This is a genomic window from Janthinobacterium sp. GW460-12-1-14-LB5 (assembly GCF_059423585.1).
Map to the genome: position 1 here is coordinate 80,674 of NZ_JBWKYD010000024.1, position 20,085 is coordinate 100,758.

At 66.0% G+C, this 20,085-nt stretch carries 17 protein-coding genes; 11 read left to right on the forward strand and 6 right to left on the reverse strand.

Annotated elements, in window-relative coordinates; genetic code table 11:
- The first annotated feature begins 18 nt into the window (after positions 1–18).
- From AC07X6_RS22655 to AC07X6_RS22685, 7 genes are read left to right on the forward strand one after another with little or no spacing between them, the layout of a single operon-like run.
- Positions 19–1,092, forward strand: a complete 1,074-nt coding sequence (locus tag AC07X6_RS22655; protein WP_494792475.1) for a PhnD/SsuA/transferrin family substrate-binding protein — start codon at positions 19–21, stop codon at positions 1,090–1,092.
- Positions 1,089–1,949 (forward strand): ABC transporter permease, encoded by an 861-nt coding sequence (locus AC07X6_RS22660; protein ID WP_494792476.1) that lies wholly within the window; start codon positions 1,089–1,091, stop codon positions 1,947–1,949. The genes AC07X6_RS22655 and AC07X6_RS22660 overlap by 4 nt, the downstream gene beginning before the upstream one ends.
- Complete coding sequence (locus tag AC07X6_RS22665; protein ID WP_494792477.1) at positions 1,946–2,710, forward strand: ABC transporter permease; 765 nt, start codon at positions 1,946–1,948, stop codon at positions 2,708–2,710. The genes AC07X6_RS22660 and AC07X6_RS22665 overlap by 4 nt, the downstream gene beginning before the upstream one ends.
- The gene (locus AC07X6_RS22670) at positions 2,703–3,968 is read left to right on the forward strand and encodes an MFS transporter (protein WP_494792478.1); all 1,266 of its coding nucleotides are present in this window, start codon (positions 2,703–2,705) and stop codon (positions 3,966–3,968) included. The genes AC07X6_RS22665 and AC07X6_RS22670 overlap by 8 nt, the downstream gene beginning before the upstream one ends.
- Complete coding sequence (locus tag AC07X6_RS22675) at positions 3,965–4,846, forward strand: ABC transporter ATP-binding protein (protein WP_494792479.1); 882 nt, start codon at positions 3,965–3,967, stop codon at positions 4,844–4,846. The genes AC07X6_RS22670 and AC07X6_RS22675 overlap by 4 nt, the downstream gene beginning before the upstream one ends.
- Before the next feature lie 33 nt (positions 4,847–4,879).
- Positions 4,880–5,938 carry an ABC transporter substrate-binding protein gene (locus AC07X6_RS22680; protein WP_494792480.1) on the forward strand — a complete coding sequence of 353 codons (1,059 nt, stop codon included), beginning with the start codon at positions 4,880–4,882 and terminating at the stop codon, positions 5,936–5,938.
- A 48-nt stretch (positions 5,939–5,986) separates the two neighbouring features.
- Positions 5,987–7,042, forward strand: a complete 1,056-nt coding sequence (locus AC07X6_RS22685) for an ABC transporter substrate-binding protein (RefSeq protein ID WP_494792481.1) — start codon at positions 5,987–5,989, stop codon at positions 7,040–7,042.
- A gap of 18 nt (positions 7,043–7,060) precedes the next feature.
- Here AC07X6_RS22685 and AC07X6_RS22690 read toward each other — a convergent pair whose 3' ends face one another.
- On the reverse strand, positions 7,061–7,186 hold the full coding sequence (locus AC07X6_RS22690; RefSeq protein ID WP_474291523.1) for a hypothetical protein: 126 nt from the start codon (positions 7,184–7,186) through the stop codon (positions 7,061–7,063).
- Between the two features lie 161 nt (positions 7,187–7,347).
- Between AC07X6_RS22690 and AC07X6_RS22695 the strand changes: the two genes are divergently transcribed.
- Both AC07X6_RS22695 and AC07X6_RS22700 read left to right on the forward strand, forming a co-directional pair.
- The gene (locus AC07X6_RS22695; RefSeq protein WP_494792482.1) at positions 7,348–10,053 is read left to right on the forward strand and encodes a polysaccharide deacetylase family protein; all 2,706 of its coding nucleotides are present in this window, start codon (positions 7,348–7,350) and stop codon (positions 10,051–10,053) included.
- 2 nt (positions 10,054–10,055) lie between these two features.
- Positions 10,056–10,427 (forward strand): immunity 22 family protein, encoded by a 372-nt coding sequence (locus tag AC07X6_RS22700; RefSeq protein ID WP_494792483.1) that lies wholly within the window; start codon positions 10,056–10,058, stop codon positions 10,425–10,427.
- Here the strand turns inward: AC07X6_RS22700 and AC07X6_RS22705 are convergent.
- Complete coding sequence (locus AC07X6_RS22705) at positions 10,409–11,635, reverse strand: response regulator (RefSeq protein WP_494792484.1); 1,227 nt, start codon at positions 11,633–11,635, stop codon at positions 10,409–10,411. The genes AC07X6_RS22700 and AC07X6_RS22705 overlap by 19 nt on opposite strands.
- Positions 11,636–11,730: 95 nt before the next feature.
- Here AC07X6_RS22705 and AC07X6_RS22710 point away from each other — a divergent pair, with 95 nt between their 5' ends.
- Positions 11,731–13,800 carry a TonB-dependent receptor gene (locus AC07X6_RS22710; protein ID WP_494792485.1) on the forward strand — a complete coding sequence of 690 codons (2,070 nt, stop codon included), beginning with the start codon at positions 11,731–11,733 and terminating at the stop codon, positions 13,798–13,800.
- A gap of 17 nt (positions 13,801–13,817) precedes the next feature.
- Positions 13,818–14,363 (forward strand): RNA 2'-phosphotransferase, encoded by a 546-nt coding sequence (locus AC07X6_RS22715; RefSeq protein ID WP_494792486.1) that lies wholly within the window; start codon positions 13,818–13,820, stop codon positions 14,361–14,363.
- On the opposite strand, the gene AC07X6_RS22720 is transcribed toward AC07X6_RS22715, so the two are convergent.
- The 4 genes from AC07X6_RS22720 to AC07X6_RS22735 form a co-directional block, all read right to left on the reverse strand.
- Positions 14,347–15,489 carry an aldo/keto reductase gene (locus AC07X6_RS22720; RefSeq protein ID WP_494792487.1) on the reverse strand — a complete coding sequence of 381 codons (1,143 nt, stop codon included), beginning with the start codon at positions 15,487–15,489 and terminating at the stop codon, positions 14,347–14,349. The genes AC07X6_RS22715 and AC07X6_RS22720 overlap by 17 nt on opposite strands.
- Before the next feature lie 12 nt (positions 15,490–15,501).
- Complete coding sequence (locus AC07X6_RS22725) at positions 15,502–16,353, reverse strand: aldo/keto reductase (RefSeq protein WP_494792488.1); 852 nt, start codon at positions 16,351–16,353, stop codon at positions 15,502–15,504.
- 92 nt (positions 16,354–16,445) lie between these two features.
- On the reverse strand, positions 16,446–17,612 hold the full coding sequence (locus tag AC07X6_RS22730) for a PepSY-associated TM helix domain-containing protein (RefSeq protein ID WP_494792489.1): 1,167 nt from the start codon (positions 17,610–17,612) through the stop codon (positions 16,446–16,448).
- 35 nt (positions 17,613–17,647) lie between these two features.
- Positions 17,648–20,085: TonB-dependent siderophore receptor (locus tag AC07X6_RS22735; RefSeq protein ID WP_494792490.1), on the reverse strand; the 2,438-nt coding region annotated here is incomplete at its 5' end.

The window sequence follows — 20,085 nt, forward strand, 5'->3', positions numbered from 1 at the left end:
TACAAGAACAGGCTCGCAATGTCATTGAAATTCTTACGTTTGAGCTGGCGCAAGGTACTCGCTACCGCCCTGGCGGCCAGCGTGCTGGCGCCAGCCATCGCGTCGGCGGCCGATCCGCTGCCGGCCGCCGTGCGCATCGCCGTCGTGGCGCGCACGGCACCGTCCGGCAAGACCGTGTTTGCCGGTTCTGCCGCCCAGGTGGCCGCGCAAGGCTGGCTGGCGGCCGAACTGGGCAAGCTGGGCGTGAAGCTGGAATGGGTGCCCGTCACCACCAATTCCGTGGCGACGCAAGTCAACGAGGCGTTTGCCAACCGTTCGATCGACCTGGCCCAGTATGGCGACCTGCCATCGATCATCGCCAATGCCTCGGGCTTGCAGACGCGGCTGATTTTGCCTGGCGGCAGCTTCAGCAACACCTATCTGGTGGTGCCGAACGGCTCGACGGCCCGCTCGATCAAGGACTTGAAGGGCAAGAAGATCGCCCTGCACCGGGGCCGGCCGTGGGAATACCCATTCGCGCGCCTGCTCGAAGCGAATGGCATGACCTTGCGCGACGTCAAGATCCTCAATCTGAACCCGCAGGCGGGCGCGGCGGCCGTGGCGACGGGCGGCGCCGATGCCTTCTTCACCCTCAGCGATGCTTTCCTGCTGGAAGATAAAAAGGTGGGCAAGATCATCTGGTCCAGCAAGGCGCCGCCGCAGGACTGGAAGATGCGCGCCGAACTGTGGGCCGACAGCGGCTTCCTGCAACGCTGGCCGCAGCTGGCCCAGCTGGTGGTGACGGCGTATGTGCGCGAGCACCACCGGGCCGCCGGCGCCGGTGGCGAAGACGAGTACGTGCGCACGGAGGCATCCGCCGGCCAGGTGGAAAGCGTGGTGCGGCGCGAACTGGCGGGCGACCATACGCCATGGCAGGCGCGCTGGTCGCCCCTGTTTACGGCCAGCCTGCGCCAGCATTACGTGGGCGAGGCGGCGTATGCGAAGAGCGCGGGGCTGATCGGGCGTCCCCTGCAAGTCGACAGCCTGTTCGCGCCCCAGTTCGTCAACCAGGCGCTGGCGCAGCTGAAATTGCAAGCGTACTGGTCGCCATGACTTCCCTCACTATCGCCTTGCCGCGCGCTCCCGCGCCAGCGCCAGCGCCAGCGCATGCGGCGTCCATTCCCTGGCTGCGGCGCTTTGTGCGCTCGCGCTGGTCCGTGTGGGCGTCGCCGCTGGCCTTGCTGCTGCTGTGGACGGCCGCCACCACCTTCGAATGGATGCCCGCGCACATCCTGATGTCGCCGTGGCAAGTGCTGCTGACGGCGCGCGACCTGGCCGAGAGCGGCGAACTGGGCCAGCACCTGGGCATCAGCCTGTTCCGCCTGCTGGCCGGTTTCGGCCTGGGCGCCAGCGCCGGCCTGGCTTTCGGCGTCGTGCTGGGCCTGTCGCCGGGCTTGCGCAGCTATGTCGACCCCACGTTCAATATCCTGCGCCAGCTGCCGACCGTGGCCCTGATCCCTTTGTTTATCTTGCTGTTCGGCATAGGCGAGAGTTTCAAGGTGTTTATCGTGGCCAAGGCCAGTTTTTTCATCGTGGCGCTGGCCGTGCATGACGCCATCCGCAACCTGTCGCAGCGCTACTTTGAGGTGGCGCAAGTGTATTGCTTTTCGCGCTGGCAGCGCATCCGTTTCATCGTCCTGCCCGCCATCGTGCCGGCCGCGCTGACGGGCATGCGCATCGCCCTGTCGCGCTCGTGGATGGTGCTGGTGGGCGCGGAATTGCTGGCTGCCGACAGCGGCCTGGGCCAGATGATGGAAATGGGCCGGCAAATGTTCCGCCTCGACGTGGTGATGGTGGGCGTGGTGCTGACGGGCGTGATCGGCTTCGGCCTGGACCGGCTTTGCCATGCGGTGGAGGCAAGATTGATGCGCTGGAAGCGTAATGGGGATGGTAAGGGAGGCGCCGCATGAGGCAGCGTTTAGTGTTAATCATCAAGGGCGCGCTGCTGCCGCTGGCCTTGCTGGGCGCCTGGCAATGGGCATCGGGCCAGGGCGCGGCCGCCGCCTACATCTTCGTCTCGCTGGGCGATCTGGCGCACAGCCTGCGCGACCTGGTCTTGACGGGCGAACTGTGGGTGCATCTGCGCGCCAGCCTGGGACGCACGCTGGCCGGACTGTTGCTGGGCGGCAGCGCCGGCATCGTCACGGGTGCGCTGATGGCGCAGTCGCCGCTGGCGGACCGCCTCATCGGCCCGCTGTTCCACAGCATCCGCCAGGTACCCCTGCTGGGGCTGATTCCCTTGCTGGGCTTGTGGGTGGGCAATGGCGACGGCGCCAAGTTGCTGGTGATCGCCATCGCCGCCTTCTATCCTGCCGTGCTCAACACGTATGCGGGCATGCGCCAGGTGGAGGGGCGCTTGCGCGAGGTGGGACAGGTGCTGACCCTGACGCGCTGGCAGACCTTGCGTCAGATTCTGTTGCCAGGCGCCATGCCGGCCATCGTCACCGGTGTCACGCATGCGCTGGCGTTCGCCTGGCTGGCGTGCCTGGGCGGCGAACTGCTGTTTGCGGCCGGTCCCGGGATGGGTTCCTTGCTGCTCAATGGCGAAGTGTCGGGCCGCATGGACGTCGTCCTGCTGGCCGTGCTGGTGATCGCCTTGCTGGCGCAAGCGATGAACGTGGCGTTTGCGCGTCTGGCGCGTTTGCTGGTGAAGGGGCGCAGCAGTGAGTAAATCCCTGCCATTCCAGCCAGACGCGGCCGTCAGTGCCCGCGAAGGGGAGCTGCGCGCCTTCCTGCTGCGCTTTATCGGCCTGACCCTGCTGTCGGGCGTGACCATCGGCATGAACAAGGTGCTGGCCACCTTGCTGGGCTTGCATTTGCACGTGAGCAATTTCCAGCTGGCCGCGATCAGCAGCGCGGAAACCCTGGCCATGGCGCTGGGCACCATTCCTGCCGGCTATATCTTGTCGCGCGGCAATCCGAAGCACCTGTACGCGGGCGTGAGTCTGAGCCTGGCGCTGGCCTTTTGCGTGCTGCCGTGGCTGCCCGGCTGGCAATGGGTGGCCCTGCTGATGTTTCTCGTGGGACTGTGCATCTCGCTGCGCATCGTGGCCATGAGCACGGTGTTTCTCGTGCGCCTGCCGGAACTGGGGCAGGGCAAGGCGGGCTGGTACAAGGGCACATTAATCCTCGGCATGCAGTTCCTGGGGCCTTTGTGCGGCAATTACCTGATCGCGCAGCTGGGCTTGAAGGCGGGCTTTTTGATTTCCGCCCTGATGTTCGCCATCCTGGCGGTGCTGGGCTGGCAAGTGTTGCCTGACAATACGGCGCCCCGCAAGCAGGCGGGACAGGGTGCGCTGCCCGGTGCGGCCAGCCTGCGCGAACTGCTGCGCCTGCCCGTTGTGCGCGTCACTTACCTGTTTGAAATCCTTGCCAGCTTCACGGCATCCAGCGTGGGCGTGTTTTCCATCCTGCTGGCCATCCGCGTGCTGCACTGGCCTGCGCACCACTCCGTCTGGCTGATGGCCGTGCAGGGACTCAGCTGCGTGCTTGTACTGCTGTTCCTGGGGCGTTTCGTGCTGGCCAGCCGCTACCGCGAGCAGCTGTATGGCGGCGCGCACCTGGCCATCATGGGGGCCTTGCTGATCCTGGGTCTGTGGCCCTCCAGCATCGCTTACCTTGCTGCCTCCGTGCTGCTGGGATTGGGCCTGGGCGTGAATAACCTCGTCAATACGGACAATATCGCCCGCGCCCCCGTCGACAAGGCCCGCGTTTCCGCCCACTTGACCCTGTTCGGCATGGTGGGCGGCACGGCCGGCGCGCTGGCGGCGGGCCGCCTGGCCGACCTGACGGGCTTGCGCAATGTGTTCCTGATCTGGCTGGCTCCCTGGCTGGCCGCCTGGCTGGTTTTCCACGGCAGCCGCTGGCTGCGCCGGGCGCCGCCCGCCGCCATTCCTTCCCTCGCCCCCACCGCAGAGAGTGCGCCATGAATGATTTTGTTTCCCCTTCGGCCTTGTCGCCGCAACAGCAGCAGCTGAGCGGCGGCTTGGAAGTGCAGCACGTGAGCAAGTCGTTTTCCCTGAAAGGCGCGCCGCTGCCCGTGCTCGACGATATTTCGCTGACCATCGCGCCCGGTGAATTCGTCGCCATCGTCGGCGCGTCCGGTTGCGGTAAATCGACCCTGCTGCGCCTGCTGGCTGGCCTCGATACGGATTACACGGGCTTGCTGCTGCACGACGGCGTGCCGATCCGCGGCACGGATTTGCGCCGGGGCCTCGTGTTCCAGGATCACCGATTGTTTCCGTGGCTGACGGTGCAGCAGAACGTGGCCGTGGCCTTCAGCAATACCCGTGTGCCGCAGGCCGAGCGCGACGCCCGCGTGGCGGCGGAAATCGCGCGCGTGGGCCTCGACGGCTATGCGGATGCGTACCCGCATCAATTATCGGGCGGCATGTCGCAACGGGCGGCCATCGCCCGCGCCCTCGTCGGGCGGCCCGACGTGCTGCTGCTGGACGAACCGCTCGGTGCGCTCGACGCGCTGACCCGCTTGCGCCTGCAGCAAGAGCTGCGCCGCCTGTGGCAGGACGAGGGCATCACCATGGTCATGGTCACGCATGACATCGATGAAGCCGTCTACCTGGCCGACCGCATCGTCGTGCTCGATGCCCGTCCGGGCAAGGTGCGCCGCGTGCAGGACGTGCCGCTGGCCCACCCGCGCCAGCGCGGTTCGCCAGGTTTCGTTGCCATCCGCGACGGCTTGCATGCGGATTTCAGCGACCTGGACGACACGCATGCGCCCGTGGCGCAGGAAGAACACCCCAGCAGCTTGTGGGATGGCAATGAATGGGCGCGCAGGATGGCGCTGTAGTTTTTTTGATATCCATCAACCTGGAGATACAAGATGAGCAATAGCAACGCACTCGACACCCTGTGGTACACGCGCTGCCCCGTCCCGACGGGCCTGGGGATAGCTTTGCAGCAAGGCTGGCTGGAAGAGGCCTTGCGCGCCGACGGCACCAGCTTGCGCTCCTTGCGCGAGTCGGACCAGGAAGCCGTGCGCGAATCGCATTTCGACCATACCCTGCAGAATTCCGTCCGCCACGGCGGCAATATTCCCGCCCTGTGGGCGCGCGCGGCGGGACGCGACACGCGCGTGATCGGCCTGTCGTGGTCGGACGAGACGCAGCTGATCCTGACCCTGCCAGACAGCGGCATTCAGACGGTGCGCGACTTGAAGGGCCGGCGCTTCGGCTTGCCCCTGTGGGCCAGGGCGCAGATCGACTTTGCGCGCGCGCAAGCCTTGCGGGGGCTGGAAAACGCGCTGAGCCTGGAAGGCTTGACGGTTGCCGACGTGGAACTGGTCGATTATGTCATTCAGGCGGGCCAGAGCGAAACGGCGCCGGAGCGGGGCGCGGCAACGAATCTGTTCAGCGGCGCGCGGCGCGGCGGGCAAAGTCCCGAGCTGCTGGGCTTGCTGCGGCGCGAGGTGGACGCCATCTTCCTGAAAGGCGCCTCTGCCGCCCAGCTGGCCCAGCAATTCGGCTTGCACACGGTGATCGACACGGGCAGCCATCCGGAACCCTTGATCCGCGCCAATAACGGCACGCCGCGCACCCTGAGCGTCGATGCGCACCTGCTCGACCACCATTTCAGCTCGGCCGTCACCCTGGTCGAGCAAGTGCTGCGGGCCGAAGCGTGGGCGCGCGGCAATGCGGACGAGACGCGCCGTTTCCTGGCGCGCGAATCGAATGCCAGCGAGCACTGGGTGCAAGTGGCCTACGGCAAGGATGCCCACCTGCGCCTGGACACGGACCTGGCGGAAACGTCGGTCGCCGGCTTGCAGGATTTCAGCGACTTTTTGTTCCGCTGGAACTTCCTGCCCAGCAAGGTCGACGTGCGCGCGTGGATCGATCCCCGTCCTTTCGACGCGGCGCTGGCGCAGACGCGCCGCGCGGCCTGAGCGGGAAGCACGTCAACGGTGGCCATGTTCGATGATGAGGAGAATGCGATGCGGCGACGCACGGTGATGGGCGGGCTGGCCTTGCTGCCCCTGGCAGGAAAGGCGGCCTCGGCGGCGAAAGCGGCGGGGGCGCCGCCGGCGGCCCTGCGCATCGCCTCGACGGGCTTTGCGGAAAACGGCAAGGCGGAACTGGGCGGCATCGCCTACCGCGTGCAGCAGGAAGGCTGGCTGGCCCGCGAGCTCAGGCAGCGGGGCGTGCGGCTGGAATGGCTGCCCGTCACGGGTGACACGGGCGCGACCATGAACGAGGCGTTCGCCAGCGGGCGCATCGACATGGCCGCGTATGGCGACTTGCCGTCCGTCATACTCAACGCGGGCGGCGTGCGCACGCAGGTGATCGTGCCGGCGGGGCGGGGCACGGACCAGTTCCTGCTGGTGCCCACCGGTTCGCGTGCCACGTCCCTGGCCGACCTGAAGGGCAAGCGCATCAGCGTGCACCGGGGCCGGCCGTGGGAACTGGGCTTGCGCCAGCTGATCGCCGACCAGCGCATGTCGCCCACGGATTTTCGCCTGATTAATATGGACTTGAAACCGGGCACGGCCGCACTGGCCACAGGGGCCGTCGACGCCTTGTTCATGATCAATGGCTACCCGCTGGAAGACAAGGGCATCGGCCGCATCATCTGGTCCAGCAAGGGCTTGCCGGAACGCAAGATGCGGGCGGAGCTGTGGGCGCGGCGCGACTTTACGCAAGCCCATCCCGACATCGCCGAACTGGTCGCCACGGCCTGGCTGCGGGCCCAGCACTGGGCGGCGCTCGATGGCAACCGCGAAGCGATCATCAAGGATGGCACGCGCAACGGCACGCCGGACAGCGTGGTGCGGCGCAGCTACGACGATCCGGGCCTGCAGTGGAAGGAGCGCTGGTCGCCCCTGTACGACGACGCCGTGTACCGCCATTACCGCCGGGTGCTGGCGTTTGCGCAGGAACAAAAGCTGATCCGACTACCGTTGACGGCGGAAGAATTGCTGGAACCGCGTTTCGTGGCGGCCGGCTTGAAAAAGCTGGGCCTGGCCAATTACTGGGAGCCTGCGAAAGTGTAGCGGAAGCTTGGGCGTGGCTCAGTGCGGCAGGCACACGCGCCCGGCCACGACCTTGTCCGTGCCATCGCCCGCATGCGCGCGCAGTTGCAGCAGCATCAGGGCCACGCCCAGCATCAGCGCCGCGGCGCAGAGTTTCTTGTGCATCGTCTTTTCCGTTTTCACTATCTATGAAGGTGTGCAGCGATATTATTGCCGAAATTCACCGTGCGGGCCGGGCTTGTGCCAGGCGTGCTTTACAATTATGCATCGAGCGCATCCGCGCCATCTGAATTGTATGCATAGTATGTGAAGGGAATGACAAGCCTGTGACTTCCAAGCCGATCAAGATTGCCGCCACCGTTGTCGTGGCTCTCGCCGCTGGGGCCGGCATTTATAGCTACACCCGTCCCGCCGCCACCGCCACGCCGGGCGCCCCGGCCTCGGGCAGCCCGGCCGCCGCGCCCCAATCCACCGTCGATACGGCCGCCGTGGCCGCCCAGTTCCGCGATTTGCTGGGCAATTTCCGCAAGATCATCGTGCTGCTGGCCGACGAGCAAAGCTTGCCGGAAGGCGCGCGCGACGAAGCCCGTAAAGTGGGGCAGGCGCTGTTCCATGAAAACCAGGAACGCATCGCCAGGCTCGATGCTGCGCTGGATCAATTGACGGCGCCCACGAATCCGGGGCGCTTCGAAGCACTCGACAGTTTATTGACGTATATCGAATCCGATCCCGGCCTGTACGACGCGGACCGCCTGGCTTTCCGCGAACTGCTGCAAAGCATGCTGGCCGACGTGGCCAAGGATTCGTCCTTGCCGGCAATCAAGCTGCACAAGCGCATTTCCGAAGACCTCGATGCCTTGGGCGAGATCGAGCGCAATTACGAGAAGGAAATCCGGCAAATCTTCGGCAACCTGGGCCAGCGCGCCATCGAACTCAAGCGCGAACGGTGGGACGATTATGTGGCGCAGCTGAAAAAAATGTACAGCCGCGAACAGATTCTGAAGGAAAACGGCATCGTCGTGCCTTATGTGGCACCTTCGGCAGTACCGCCGGCCGGCTCCGTGCCGGAAGCCAAGCCCGTGCCCAAGAAGGATGAAGCGGAAATCTTCGGCCTCGGTTTGCCGAAGAAAACCATCGTGCTGACCTTCGACGACGGCCCGCACCGCCGCTACACGGAAGAAATCAGCGCCATCCTGAAACAGTATGGCGTGCCGGCCGTGTTCTTCAACGTGGGCCGCAACCTAGGAAGCCTGGACGCGGAAGGCCGCGCCAAGCTGAACGCGGGCGCGGAAGTGAGCCGCAAGCTGATGAAAGAGGGCTATGCCGTGGGCAACCACAGTTTCAGTCATGCACAGTTATCGAAGCAGACGGGCGACAAGCTGAAAGGCGAAATCCTCGGCACCGACACCTTACTAAAAGCCATCAGCCCCGAGCGGGCCGCGCTGTTCCGCTTTCCGTATGGCGCACGCAACAGCGAAGGCATGGCCGCGCTGGCCGATGCGCATCTGAAATCCGTGATGTGGAATATCGATTCGCTGGACTGGGCCGACCCCGTGCCCAGCTCGATCACGAACCGCGTGCTGGCGTCCGTCGACAAGGCGGGGCGCGGCATCGTCCTGTTCCACGACATCCACGAACGCACGGTGAAAGCCTTGCCGGCCGTGCTCGACAAGCTGATCGCCGAAGGCTATCAATTCGCGGGCTGGGATGGCACGAGTTTCCAGGTGGCGAAAAGCACGGCGCCCGCGCCCGAGAAAGTGCCCGTCACCACCGGCTACGCCAATTCCTGGGCCGTCGTGATCGGCATCGACGATTACGCCAAGTGGCCGAAATTGCAATATGCGGTGCGCGATGCGCAAGGCATCCGCGAAACGCTGATCGAGAAATTCGCGTTCGCGCCCGAGCGCGTCGTGACCCTGAAGAATGGCGAAGCGACGCGCAACAATATCCTGGCCGCTTTCCACGACAAGCTGGCCCATGGCGGCGTGCAAAAGAATGACCGCATCTTCGTCTTCTTCGCCGGCCACGGCGCCACGCGCAAACTCAGTTCCGGGCGCGACCTCGGCTACATCGTTCCCGTCGATTCCGACCCGGCGCAGTTCGCCACGGATGCGATTCCGATGACGGAAATCCAGAATATCGCGGAAAGTCTGACGGCCAAGCATGCGTTCTTCGTCATGGACGCCTGCTACAGCGGCCTGGGCTTGACGCGCGGCGCCGGTTCCAGCTCTTTCCTGCGCGACAACGCCAAGCGCATCGGCCGGCAAATGCTGACGGCGGGCGGCGGCGACCAGCTGGTGGCCGATGGCGGGCCGAACGGGCATTCCGTGTTTACATGGACCCTGCTGCAAGGCCTGGCGGGCAAAGGCGACCTGAACGGCGACGGCCTCATCACGGCCACGGAACTGGCGGCCTACGTGGCGCCGGCCGTGTCCAGCGTATCGAACCAGACGCCCGCGTTCGGCAGCTTGCCCGGTTCGGAAGGGGGCGATTTCGTCTTCGAATTGCCGGGCGAGACGGAATTCCTCAGCCCGAACACGACGCAGCTGTCGACGGAAGCCATCGCGCTGAACAGCAAGCTCGACGCCAAGCCGCAAGCGGCCAGCGTGACGGTGAAGGATTTGCAGGGCGGCGAACAGAAGATCGTCACGCCGGGCGCCGTACCGACCTCGACGCGCCAGCTGGCGCAGCGGGCCAATGACCGGGGCTTGCAGTTGTACAAAGAGAAACAGTACGCGCAGGCGGAAGCGCAATTTACGGAAGCGCTGAAATTGCGCCCCGACTTCGCGCTGGCCGCCAACAACCTGGGCTTTGTCTTCTACAAGCAGGAAAAATACCGCGAAGCGGCCCGCTGGTTTGAAAACACGGTCAAGATGGACCCGTCGCGCGCCATTGCCTATTTGAACTTGGGTGACGCCTATGCCAAGGCCGGCGATGCCGCCAAGGCGAAAGCGGCGTATAAAACCTATCTGGAACTGGCGCCGACGGCCTCGACGGCGCCGGCCGTGCGGCAAAAGATGGAAAAGCTGTAAGCGTGTCCACCGTCCACGTGTTTGCCTGCAGCGGCCGCTTTGCCAGCTGGGAAGCGCTGCAGGCCTACCTGGCGCCCGCCTACACGGAAGATGGCGACGCCGTGCCGTCGCCATTCTTCCTGGAAACGGGCCTCACGCAGTATGAGCCGGCCTGCATCGAGAGCGCGCTGCTGGCCGCGCCCGCGCCGCTGGCAGCGTTGCTCGACGGCGCGTCGTATGGCGATAGCTGGCTGGCGCAGGCCAGCGCGGACGCGGATGGGCAGAAAGTGCTGGCCGACACGGCCGTGTGCGTGTTTGCGCCCAATCAACTGGCGCACCCGCAGCGCAGCTCGCTGCATTATGTGGGCAGCTACCATTACGAGCTAGACGGTTGACCCCCATTCCCGCGTTCTTCGTGCAATAGCTTGTTGACGCTGGCCAGCAGGCTGGTGCCCGAGGTGGTGATGAAGCGGGCGCCGGCCGCTTCCGCTTCCGTGCCGTAGCTGGCCAACGTATCCTTGCTGCAATACACGATGATCGGTAATGCAGGCTGTGCCTGCCGCACTTCGCGCACCGTGCGCACGCCCGCATCCTTGATGCGCCGGCGATTTTCCACCCGCGCCATGTCCGTGATGAGCAGCGCATAGGGCTTCTGTTGCAGCATGGTCAGAGCCTGCCGCGTCGAGACGGCCTGGTCCACCTTGATGTTTTCCCGTTCCAGCTGTTCCACCAGCAAGGTATTGTTGCGCGGGTGGTCGTCCAGCCACAGCACTAGACTGGACGGCTTTTCCGCCGTCGGCATGCCGGCCAGGGCCGTGACGGTGGCGCCGCCGTCCGGCGGATGGGCCAGCAGCAGCTGGGTGACGGCTTCCTGCATGTCGTCGAGCGACTTTTGCTGCAAACGGCTCAGTTCCGTCACTTCGATTTCCTTGCCGCTTTCCAGGCGCACGGATTCGTTTTTGACGAGGCTGTCGGCGCGCTTGATCATGATGGACAGGTAAATGCGCGTGAGCAGGTAGCCGATCAAAAAACCGTGCACGGAAAAGAACAGCATGATGCCGCCGACGATGGCCATGGCCGTGGGCGTGTCCGTGGCCAGGCTGGGCGCGATGAAGGCGGCCATGCTGCGCGCGCTGCCGGGCAGGCTTTTGAGCTCGATCAAACCCACGCCGACGATGATTTTCGTCAGCCAGTCCGACACTTCCACCAGGTTCGAATTGATTTCCATGGGCGTAGGCGTGCCCAGGAACAAGGTATTGCTGGGGTTGCCGGCCGCCGCCTCGGCTCCGGCGGCGGGCGGTTCGTCCGCGGAGCGGCCCTTGCCATTGGCCCGCTCGTCGGGCGGCGCGGCATTGACGGTGCCCGACGGCAGGCTGCGCGGTATGCCGAACAAAAAGCCCAGCAGCATGCCGCTGACGCAAAAGCCCAGGCTCCACAACAGGGCTGGCACGGCATGGTAATACGGCGGCAGCAGGGCGCCCGCCAGCACGGCCAGCAAGCCCGCCAGCAGGATGAACAGCAGGATATACGGCAGCACGTCGCGCTTGCGCACGGCCGCCGTGGCCGTTTTGCCCGCCTTGTCGGCGCTGTCGTTCAGGTCCACGGTCGCTCCTTGAAAAAGACTGAATCCAGGCAGCCGGCCTGCCGCGTATATATCCCGTAGGAGCCTGTACTGACATCATAAAAAGGGGAGGCGCGATGCAATTGATAAAACGCAAACAGATGGCAGCTTGTGCCTTGTTGCTGCTGGCCGGCGCCGGCAAGGCGGCTGCACCGGAGGCCGCATCGTCCACGGATGCGTCGCGCACCGTGCGCGTGACGGGCCATTACGACAACGCCGTCGGCACCTCGGACGCGGCCAGCCAGGGCGTCATCACCCGGGACCTGATCGTCAACCGGCCCGCCTTGCGCACGGGCGAATTGCTGGAATTCGTGCCGGGACTGATCGTCACCCAGCACAGCGGCGACGGCAAGGCCAACCAGTATTTCCTGCGCGGCTTTAACCTCGACCACGGCACGGATTTCGCCACCTACGTCGACGGCATGCCCGTCAACATGCGCACGCATGCGCATGGGCAAGGCTATTCCGACCTCAATTTCCTCATTCCCGAGCTGGTGCAGCGCATCGACTACAAGAAGGGGCCGTATTTCGCCGGCGAAGGCGATTTCGCCTCGGCGGGCGCGGCGCGCATCCGCCTGGCCGACAGATTGCCGCAAGGCCAGGCCAGCGTGTCCGTGGGCCAGCACGGCTATGTGCGCGCCGTCGTGGCCGATTCGGCCGCTGCCGGGCCCGGCACCTTGCTGTACGGCCTGGAAGTGAACCGCAACAACGGTCCCTGGGACGTGCCGGAAAACGTGCGCAAATACAGCGGCGTGCTGCGCTACAGCCAAGGCACGCCGGACGACGGGTTCAGCGTGACGGGCATGGCGTATCGCAACAGCTGGAACGCCACCGACCAGGTGCCGCTGCGCGCCATAGCGTCCGGCCAGATCGGCCGTTTCGGCAGTCTGGCGCCCAGCGACGGGGGAGATACGTCGCGCGCCAGCCTGTCGTACGCCATGCGCCGGCGCACGGAAAACCGGGTGTTCGAGCTGGACGCCTACCTGATCCGCTCGCAGCTGGAACTCAACAGCGATTTCACGTATTTCCTGGCCAGCCCGGCCACCGGCGACCAGTTCCGGCAAAGCGAGCGCCGCACGGTGGCGGGCGTGAACGCCAGCGAAAGCTGGACCACCGAGCTGGCGGGGTTTTCCATGCGCAACAAGCTCGGCGTGCAGGCGCGCCATGACCGCCTGTCGCCCGTGGGCCTGTACAACACGGTGGACAGAGTGCGGCAAAGCACGGTGCGCGAAGACAAGGTGCGCGAGGCCAGCATCGGCCTGTACGGCGAAAACACGACGCAATGGCTGCCCTGGCTGCGTTCCGTGTCGGGCCTGCGCTACGACGCCTACCGTTTCAAGGTGGCCAGCAGCATAGCCGGCAACAGCGGTACGGCGCAGGATCACGTGGTGTCGCCCAAGCTGTCCCTGATACTCGGTCCGTGGCGCCAGACGGAATTTTTTGTGAACTACGGCAAGGGTTTCCATAGCAACGATGCGCGGGGCACGACGCAGACGCGCTTGCCCGATGGCACGCCTTCGGCTCCCGTCACGCCCCTGGTGCCGACCAGGGGCATGGAACTGGGCGCGCGCACGGAATGGCTGCCGGGCCTGCAAAGCTCGCTGGCCCTGTGGCGGCTTGATCTCGCGTCGGAACTGCTGTTCGTGGGCGACGCGGGCGAAACGCAGCCCAGCCGCGCCAGCCGCCGCCATGGCATCGAGTGGAACAACCATTATGTTGCCGCGCCGTGGCTGCAATTCGACCTGGACCTGGCCGCCTCGCGCTCGCGCTACACGCAGAACGATCCGGCCGGCAACTTCATTCCCGGCGCGATCGGCAAGGTGGCGTCGTTCGGCGTGACGGTGACGGACCGGGGGCCGTGGTCGGGTGCCTTGCAGCTGCGCTATTTCGGCCCCCGTCCCTTGATCGAGGACAATAGCGTGCGCTCCGCCTCGACGACGCTCGCGTATGCGCGCCTTGCGTACCAGCTCAACCGCAAGACGCGGCTGTCGCTCGACGTCTTCAACCTGTTGAATAAACGCGCCAGCGACATCGATTACTACTATGCGTCGCGCTTGCCCGGGGAGGGGGCGGACGGGGTGAACGACCGGCATTTTCATCCGGTGGAACCGCGTTCCGCGCGCCTGACCTTGTCATATGCGTTCTGACAACGTTAAACTGGGGCATGACAGATCATTTAGTAAATACCAGCAAATTCCTTTCCCTCATCCTGCGCCACGCGCCTGAAAAAATCGGCCTCGCACTCGATGCCCAGGGCTGGGCCGATATCGGCCAGCTGCTGGCGCTGGCAGCCCGGCATGGCCGCCGCCTTTCGCGTGAACAATTGGATGACGTGGTGGCGCGCGACAGCAAGTCGCGCTACGCCATCAGCGGCGACGGCTTGCGCATCCGCGCCAACCAGGGGCATTCCTTGGCCGCCGTCGATATCGCCTTGCCGCCCGCCACGCCGCCGGCCATACTGTTCCACGGCACGGCCAGCCGCTTTGTCGAGGCGATCCGCGCGGCAGGCCTGTTGCCGGGAGCGCGCAATCACGTGCACCTGTCGGGCAGCCGCGAAACGGCCGTGGCCGTGGGCGTGCGCCATGGCAAGCCCGTCGTGCTGACGGTCGATGCGGCCGCCATGCAGGCGCAGGGCCACGTGTTTTATGTGTCGGACAACGGCGTGTGGCTGACGCAGGCCGTGCCGCAGGCGTTTATCGGTTTTCCCTGAGGATAGGCCGCACTGCCGCTTCCACGCCCGAGTAGGCCAGCACGGCATCGGGCAGGCGCGCGCCCCGGATGGCGATGGCGGCGACGGCCTGGTCCAGCTCGGCCAGTTCCGCCGGGGTAAAACGCACGCCAGCCGCGCCCAGGTTGTCTTCCAGGTGCGCCATCTGCGTCGTGCCGGGGATGGGCACGATCCACGGCCGCTGCGCCTGCAGCCAGGCCAGGGCGATCTGCGCCGGTGTCGCCTGCTTGCGCGCCGCCCAGTTTTTTACCAATGCCACCAGCGCCAGGTTGTGCGGCAGGTTTTCCGGTGCAAAGCGCGATTCCACCTGGCGGATGTCGCCCTCGGCAAAGCGGGTCTTGATGTCGATGGCGCCCGCCAGGAAGCCCACGCCCAGCGGGCTCCACGGCACGAAGCCGATGCCCAGCTCATCGCACAGGGCCAGCACGCCGTCTTCCGGCCCGCGCCACAGCATCGAGTATTCGCTCTGCACGGCGGAAACGGGCAGGGCTGCATGGGCGCGCCGCAAAGTATTGGCGCCCATCTCGGACAAGCCCCAGTGCAGCACTTTGCCTTCGCGCATCAGGTCCTGCACGGCGCCGGCCACGTCCTCGATGGGCACGTGCGGGTCCACGCGGTGCTGGTACAGCAAGTCGATGCGGTCCGTGCGCAGGCGCTTGAGCATGCCGTCGACGACCAGCTTGACGTGATCGGGGCGGCTGTTGGTGCCGGGACGGCGCTCGCCCGTCTGCTGGTCGATATTCCAGCCGAACTTGGTGGCGATGACGATGTCATTGCGGAATGGCGCCACGCCTTCGCCCAGTATCCTCTCCACCTCGTGCGGGCCGTAGGCTTCGGCCGCGTCGAACAGGGTGACGCCCCGTTCCCAGGCCGTGCGGATAATTTTATGCATTTCGGGACGGCTGGGCACCGTCGTCTGGTAGGTGCGGCTCATGTTTTGCACGCCCAGGCCGATGCTCGATACTTCCAGCTGGCCCAGCTTGCGGCGGCCCGCCACCGTAGCGCGCACCGCCTGGCTCTGTGCCGAGCTGATCAATGGCATGGAGGCCAGGCTGCCCGCCGCCAGCAGGAAACCGCGGCGGCCCGTGCTTGTATCTTTTGTTGGCATGTGTGTTTTCCCTTAAATATCAAGCTTGCGTTCGGCCATCCACTTGACGATGGCGGGATCGCGGTGCGAAAAGAAGCTGCTGGCGCCCGTTTCCAGGGTGGCGATGGCAGCCATGTCCGCTTCGTCGAGGTCAAAATCGTCAATTGCCAGGTTTTCCGCCATGCGCTCGCGGCGCACGGTCTTGGCCAGCACGGCGATGCCCCGGTGCGTGAGCCAGCGCAGGACGACCTGGCCCACGGACTTGCCATGCTTGCCGGCGATGCCCAGCAGCAATTCGTTCGTGAACAGCTTGTTGCGGCCTTCGGCGAACGGCGCCCACGCCTGCGGCTGCACGCCGTGCTCGAGCATGAAGGCCACGCTGTCGGCCTGCTGGTGGAAAGGGTTCACTTCGACCTGGTTGACGGCGGGCGCGATGTCGTTGAAGGCGATGATGTCCATCAGGCGGTCGGGCTGGAAATTGCTCACGCCGATGGCGCGCAGCTTGCCGCCGCGATACGCATCCTGCATGGCGCGCCAGGAGCCGTGCACGTCGCCGAATGGCTGGTGGATGAGGAACAGGTCCAGATAGTCGAGCCGCAGGCGCCGCAGCGACTGCTCAATGGCGTCGCGCGTGCGCTCGTAGCCCGTGTCCTGCACCCACAGCTTGCTGGTGACGAACAGCTGTTCGCGCGCCACGCCGCTGTGGCGGATGCCCTGGCCGACGGCCGCTTCGTTCAGATAGGACGCAGCCGTATCGATCAGGCGGTAGCCGGCGGCGATGGCGTCGATCACGGCGCGTTCGCACTCGGCCGGGTCGGGTATCTGGAAGACGCCGTAGCCGGCGACGGGCATGCTGATGCCGTTGTTCAGGGTGACGCGATGCATGGCTGGCTCCTTCGGTAATTGACAGGAGCTACTTTACGGCGACATCCACTCCTTGATAAGCCGTTGTAATCGGCATGGTCTTATAAGTCATGCTAATGAATCTTGGCCTTGCCCTGGCGCTTGCGGCGCCAGATCAGCACCCCCGTCACGCTCAGGCCCGCTACCAGCATCCCCATGGCGCAGATGAACAGTTTGAAGGGCCAGCCCCACATGGAGGCCATGTGCAGGGCGCTGATCCAGCTGCGGATCGTGTCGCCGCTGGCCTCGCCCGTGGGCAGCCAGACGGCCAGTTGCCGGCCGCTGGCCGCGTCAAAGAAGACGGTGGTCAGGCCCTTGTGGGCGCGCACGTCGCGGCTGCTGCGCACGCTGTAGCTGTAGACACCCAGTCCGCGCTCGTAGGCCAGCGCATTTTCCTCGAGGATGGCAAAGTGCCCGCTGCGCGCCAGTTGCGCCATCAGGCTGCGGCCCTGCGCGCGCGCCGCTGGCCAGTCCAGCCGCGGCCCCGGCGACGGCGTGTGCCGCGCCACCACTTCCTCGGCTGGCTGATGGGGAAATAGCGGATGCATCACGGCCGCATACGCGCCGTACAGATTGAAGGCGACACCGCTCCAGGCGAAGACCAGCAGCATGGCCCACAGCCACAGGCCGCCCGCGCGGTGCAGGTCGAACACCAGTTTATAGCTGCCGCCATGGCGGCGCAGCAGCCACGACGGGCGCCAGCGCAGCAGCCACGGTTTGCTGCCCGGCGAGCGTTTTTTCAGGCGCGCGGGGAAGGTGAGGGCGGCGCCGATGAAGCAGTCGATGGTCCAGACGATGGCAATCAGGCCGAAAATCAGCAAGCCCGTGTCGCCCAGCGCCAGCGCATAGTGCAGGCGCTCGATGAAGGGCAGCAGGTTGATGGCGCCCTGGCCGATCTCGCCCCATTTCCGCTGGCCCAGTAGCGCGCCCGTGTACGGATCGATGAACACTTCATCGCTGGCCAGCGGTGATTCGTCGCCCGGGCGCAGGTAAAACACCATGCTGCGGCCTGTTGGCGCCGACAGCGGCGCGTAGCTGACCTGCGCCTGCGGGAAGCGCGCGGCGACGGACTCGCGCAGCAGCAGGGCGTCGAGCGGCGCGGCGCGCGGCGTTGGCGGCGCCGCGCGGAAGACGGCGGGCAGCAGGGCCGCCTCCAGTTCATCCTTCCACGCGAGCGCGCTGCCCGTGACGCCGGCCACGATGAGGAAGCCGGCCATCAGCAGGCCGGCGTAGCGGTGCATGGCCGCCAATGCCGGCCGTATCTGCAGCGATGGCATCAGAACCGGTACATGGCGCTGACGTTGGCCGTGCGTTCGGCATTGCGATAGCACAGGTTGGGCAGGTAGCCGCAGTCATACAGGGTCTGCTTGTTGAGCACATTGTTGACGTTGAGGGCAAACTGCCACGGTCCGCGCGACACGCCCAGCGCCGCATCCCACTGCGTGATGCCGCCATTGCGGATGTTCAGGTTCTCGCCGTCGGAGTTCGAGCGCATGGCGCCGAGAAAACGCATGCCCAGCGCCGCATATGCGGGCAGCGCCGTGCCCAGGTTGAACGCTTGGCGGGCCCAGGCCGAGGCGCTGTGGCGCGGCGCGCCCGCTTGCTGCAAGCCCAGGTCGCCGTTATTGCTCTTCCTGACTTCCGTATCGAGGTAGGTGTATTGCGCGATCAGGCTCAGGCGGCTGGCGAACTCCGTGCGCGCTTCCAGTTCCACGCCGCGCGAGCCCACCTGGCCCGTTTGCTGCAGGCGGCCCGGGTTGCCGATGTCGGAGGTGGTGACGTTGTCGCGCACCAGGTCGAAGACGGCCGCCGTGTAGCTGGCGCGCTGGCCCGCGGGTTCATAGCGCACGCCCGCTTCGAACTGCTTGCCGCGCGACGGTTTCAGGGCGTCGCCGGTGGCCGTGATGCCCAGTTCGGGCGAAAACGAGGTGGCGTAGCTGACGTACGGCGCCCAGCCGCCATCGAACAGGTAGACGGCGCCCACGCGGCCCGTGGTGGCCGATGGCGACTGGTGGAAGTCGGGTTTGACGGCGCCGCTATGGAGGTCGGTGACGTCGCGCGACTGCGTGGCCTTGTCGCGGCGCAGGCCGGCCGTCACGACCCAGCGGTCCCATTTCAATTGATCCTGCGCATACAGGCCCAGCTGGCGCGACGGCGCATCGGCGCGCGTGGGCGCCTTCGATGGCACCAGCGGCTGCTTGCCGTACACGGGCTGGTACAGGTCGATCGGCGCGATAAAGCCTTTTTGATGCCAGTAATCGTCCGTGTTGCGGATGTTCGCGTAATCGGCGCCCAGCAGCACCTGGTGCGCCAGGCCGCCGGTGGCAAACCGCGCCTGCAGCTGGGTATCGGCGAACAGGCTCTTCGACGCCGTATCGACGGGCATGAAATAGCGCTCCACCGTGCCGTCGTCATTCAGACCCAGGGGAAACATGTCCGTGCGGTCGTTCTTCAGGCGCGTATAGCGCAGGTTCTGGCGCAGCGACCAGGTGTCGTTGAAGCTGTGCTCGAATTCGTAGCCCAGCATGGTATTGCGGCGCTTGAAGCGGTTATCGTCGCCCATCAGGTTGACGCTTGGGTCGACCTGGCCCCGCGGGCCAGGCTGCAGCAGCTGGTTGGGAAACGCGTACTGCTGGTTGTCCTGCTCGTAGCGGGCCAGCAGGGTCAGACGCGTGGCGGGGCCTGCCTGCCAGGTGAGCGAAGGCGCGAAGTACAGCCGGTTGTCGCGGTCGTGGGCTAGCCGCGTATGGGCTTCGCGGCCCAGCATGACGACCCGGTACGTCCAGGCGCCTGGCGCGTCGAGGGCGCCGCCCACGTCGGCTTTCAGCTGGCGGCGCTGGTAGCTGCCGTACTCAATCCCCACTTCACGCACGGCATCCGCGCTGGGGCGCTTGCTGACGGCGTTGACCATGCCGCCCGGTGGAATCTGCCCGTACAGCACGGACGCGGGGCCGCGCAGCACTTCCAGGCGTTCCAGGCCATACGGCTCGATCGAGGCGCCAAAGGTGCGGCCCGAATTGCGCAAGCCGTCCTGCAGGATGCCGTTCGTCTCGATGGTGAAGCCGCGCAGCAGCGAGGAATCGTCGCTGCCCAGCGGGCGCTGGTTCGGCGTCACGCCAGCCGTGTAGCGCAGGGTTTCGTCGAGCGATTCGGCATTGCGGTCGCTGATTTCATCGGCCGTGACCACCGAGACGGATTGCGGGTTCTCGTTCAGCGCCGTATCGGTCTTGGTGGCCGAGGCGGAGCGCCGCGCCACATAGCCGCGCACGGGGCCTGTCGCCGTTTCGCGTTCGCTGCTGGCATGGATGGTGATGGCGGGCAGGGTGGCGCTGGCCTGGGCGCCGGCTGCTGCAGGTGCTGTCTCTGCCCGCAGCGCATACGCGCCGTTGGCGCCCGCCACCAGGCGCACGCCGTGGCCGCGCAGCAGTTCCTCGAAGCCCTGGCGCACCGTGTAGCTGCCCGCCAGGCCGGCGCTGCGCTTGCCCTGCAAGAGCGCCGCATCGGCTGATAGTTCCACGCCGGCCGCGCTGGCGAACGCGGTCAGGGTCCGCTCCAGCGGGCCGGCGGGAACCGCGTACTGGCGCTTGGCTTGCGCATTCTCAAGCGCCTGGGCGCGGGCGGCAGGGGCAGTGACGGCCACGGTGCCAAAGGCGGTACCTGCCAGTAACAGGGCCTGGATGGCGGCGGCGAGGGGAAACGGGCGCAGCTTGGGGG

Bases quoted from the DNA above. Each gene is read 5' to 3' on its own strand.
- AC07X6_RS22655 (WP_494792475.1), top strand. From the start codon at position 19: ATGTCATTGAAATTCTTACGTTTGAGCTGGCGCAAGGTACTCGCTACC.
- AC07X6_RS22660 (WP_494792476.1), top strand. From the start codon at position 1,089: ATGACTTCCCTCACTATCGCCTTGCCGCGCGCTCCCGCGCCAGCGCCA.
- AC07X6_RS22665 (WP_494792477.1), top strand. From the start codon at position 1,946: ATGAGGCAGCGTTTAGTGTTAATCATCAAGGGCGCGCTGCTGCCGCTG.
- AC07X6_RS22675 (WP_494792479.1), top strand. From the start codon at position 3,965: ATGAATGATTTTGTTTCCCCTTCGGCCTTGTCGCCGCAACAGCAGCAG.
- AC07X6_RS22680 (WP_494792480.1), top strand. From the start codon at position 4,880: ATGAGCAATAGCAACGCACTCGACACCCTGTGGTACACGCGCTGCCCC.
- AC07X6_RS22685 (WP_494792481.1), top strand. From the start codon at position 5,987: ATGCGGCGACGCACGGTGATGGGCGGGCTGGCCTTGCTGCCCCTGGCA.
- AC07X6_RS22690 (WP_474291523.1), bottom strand. From the start codon at position 7,186: ATGCACAAGAAACTCTGCGCCGCGGCGCTGATGCTGGGCGTGGCCCTG.
- AC07X6_RS22710 (WP_494792485.1), top strand. From the start codon at position 11,731: ATGCAATTGATAAAACGCAAACAGATGGCAGCTTGTGCCTTGTTGCTG.
- AC07X6_RS22715 (WP_494792486.1), top strand. From the start codon at position 13,818: ATGACAGATCATTTAGTAAATACCAGCAAATTCCTTTCCCTCATCCTG.
- AC07X6_RS22720 (WP_494792487.1), bottom strand. From the start codon at position 15,489: ATGCCAACAAAAGATACAAGCACGGGCCGCCGCGGTTTCCTGCTGGCG.
- AC07X6_RS22725 (WP_494792488.1), bottom strand. From the start codon at position 16,353: ATGCATCGCGTCACCCTGAACAACGGCATCAGCATGCCCGTCGCCGGC.
- AC07X6_RS22730 (WP_494792489.1), bottom strand. From the start codon at position 17,612: ATGCACCGCTACGCCGGCCTGCTGATGGCCGGCTTCCTCATCGTGGCC.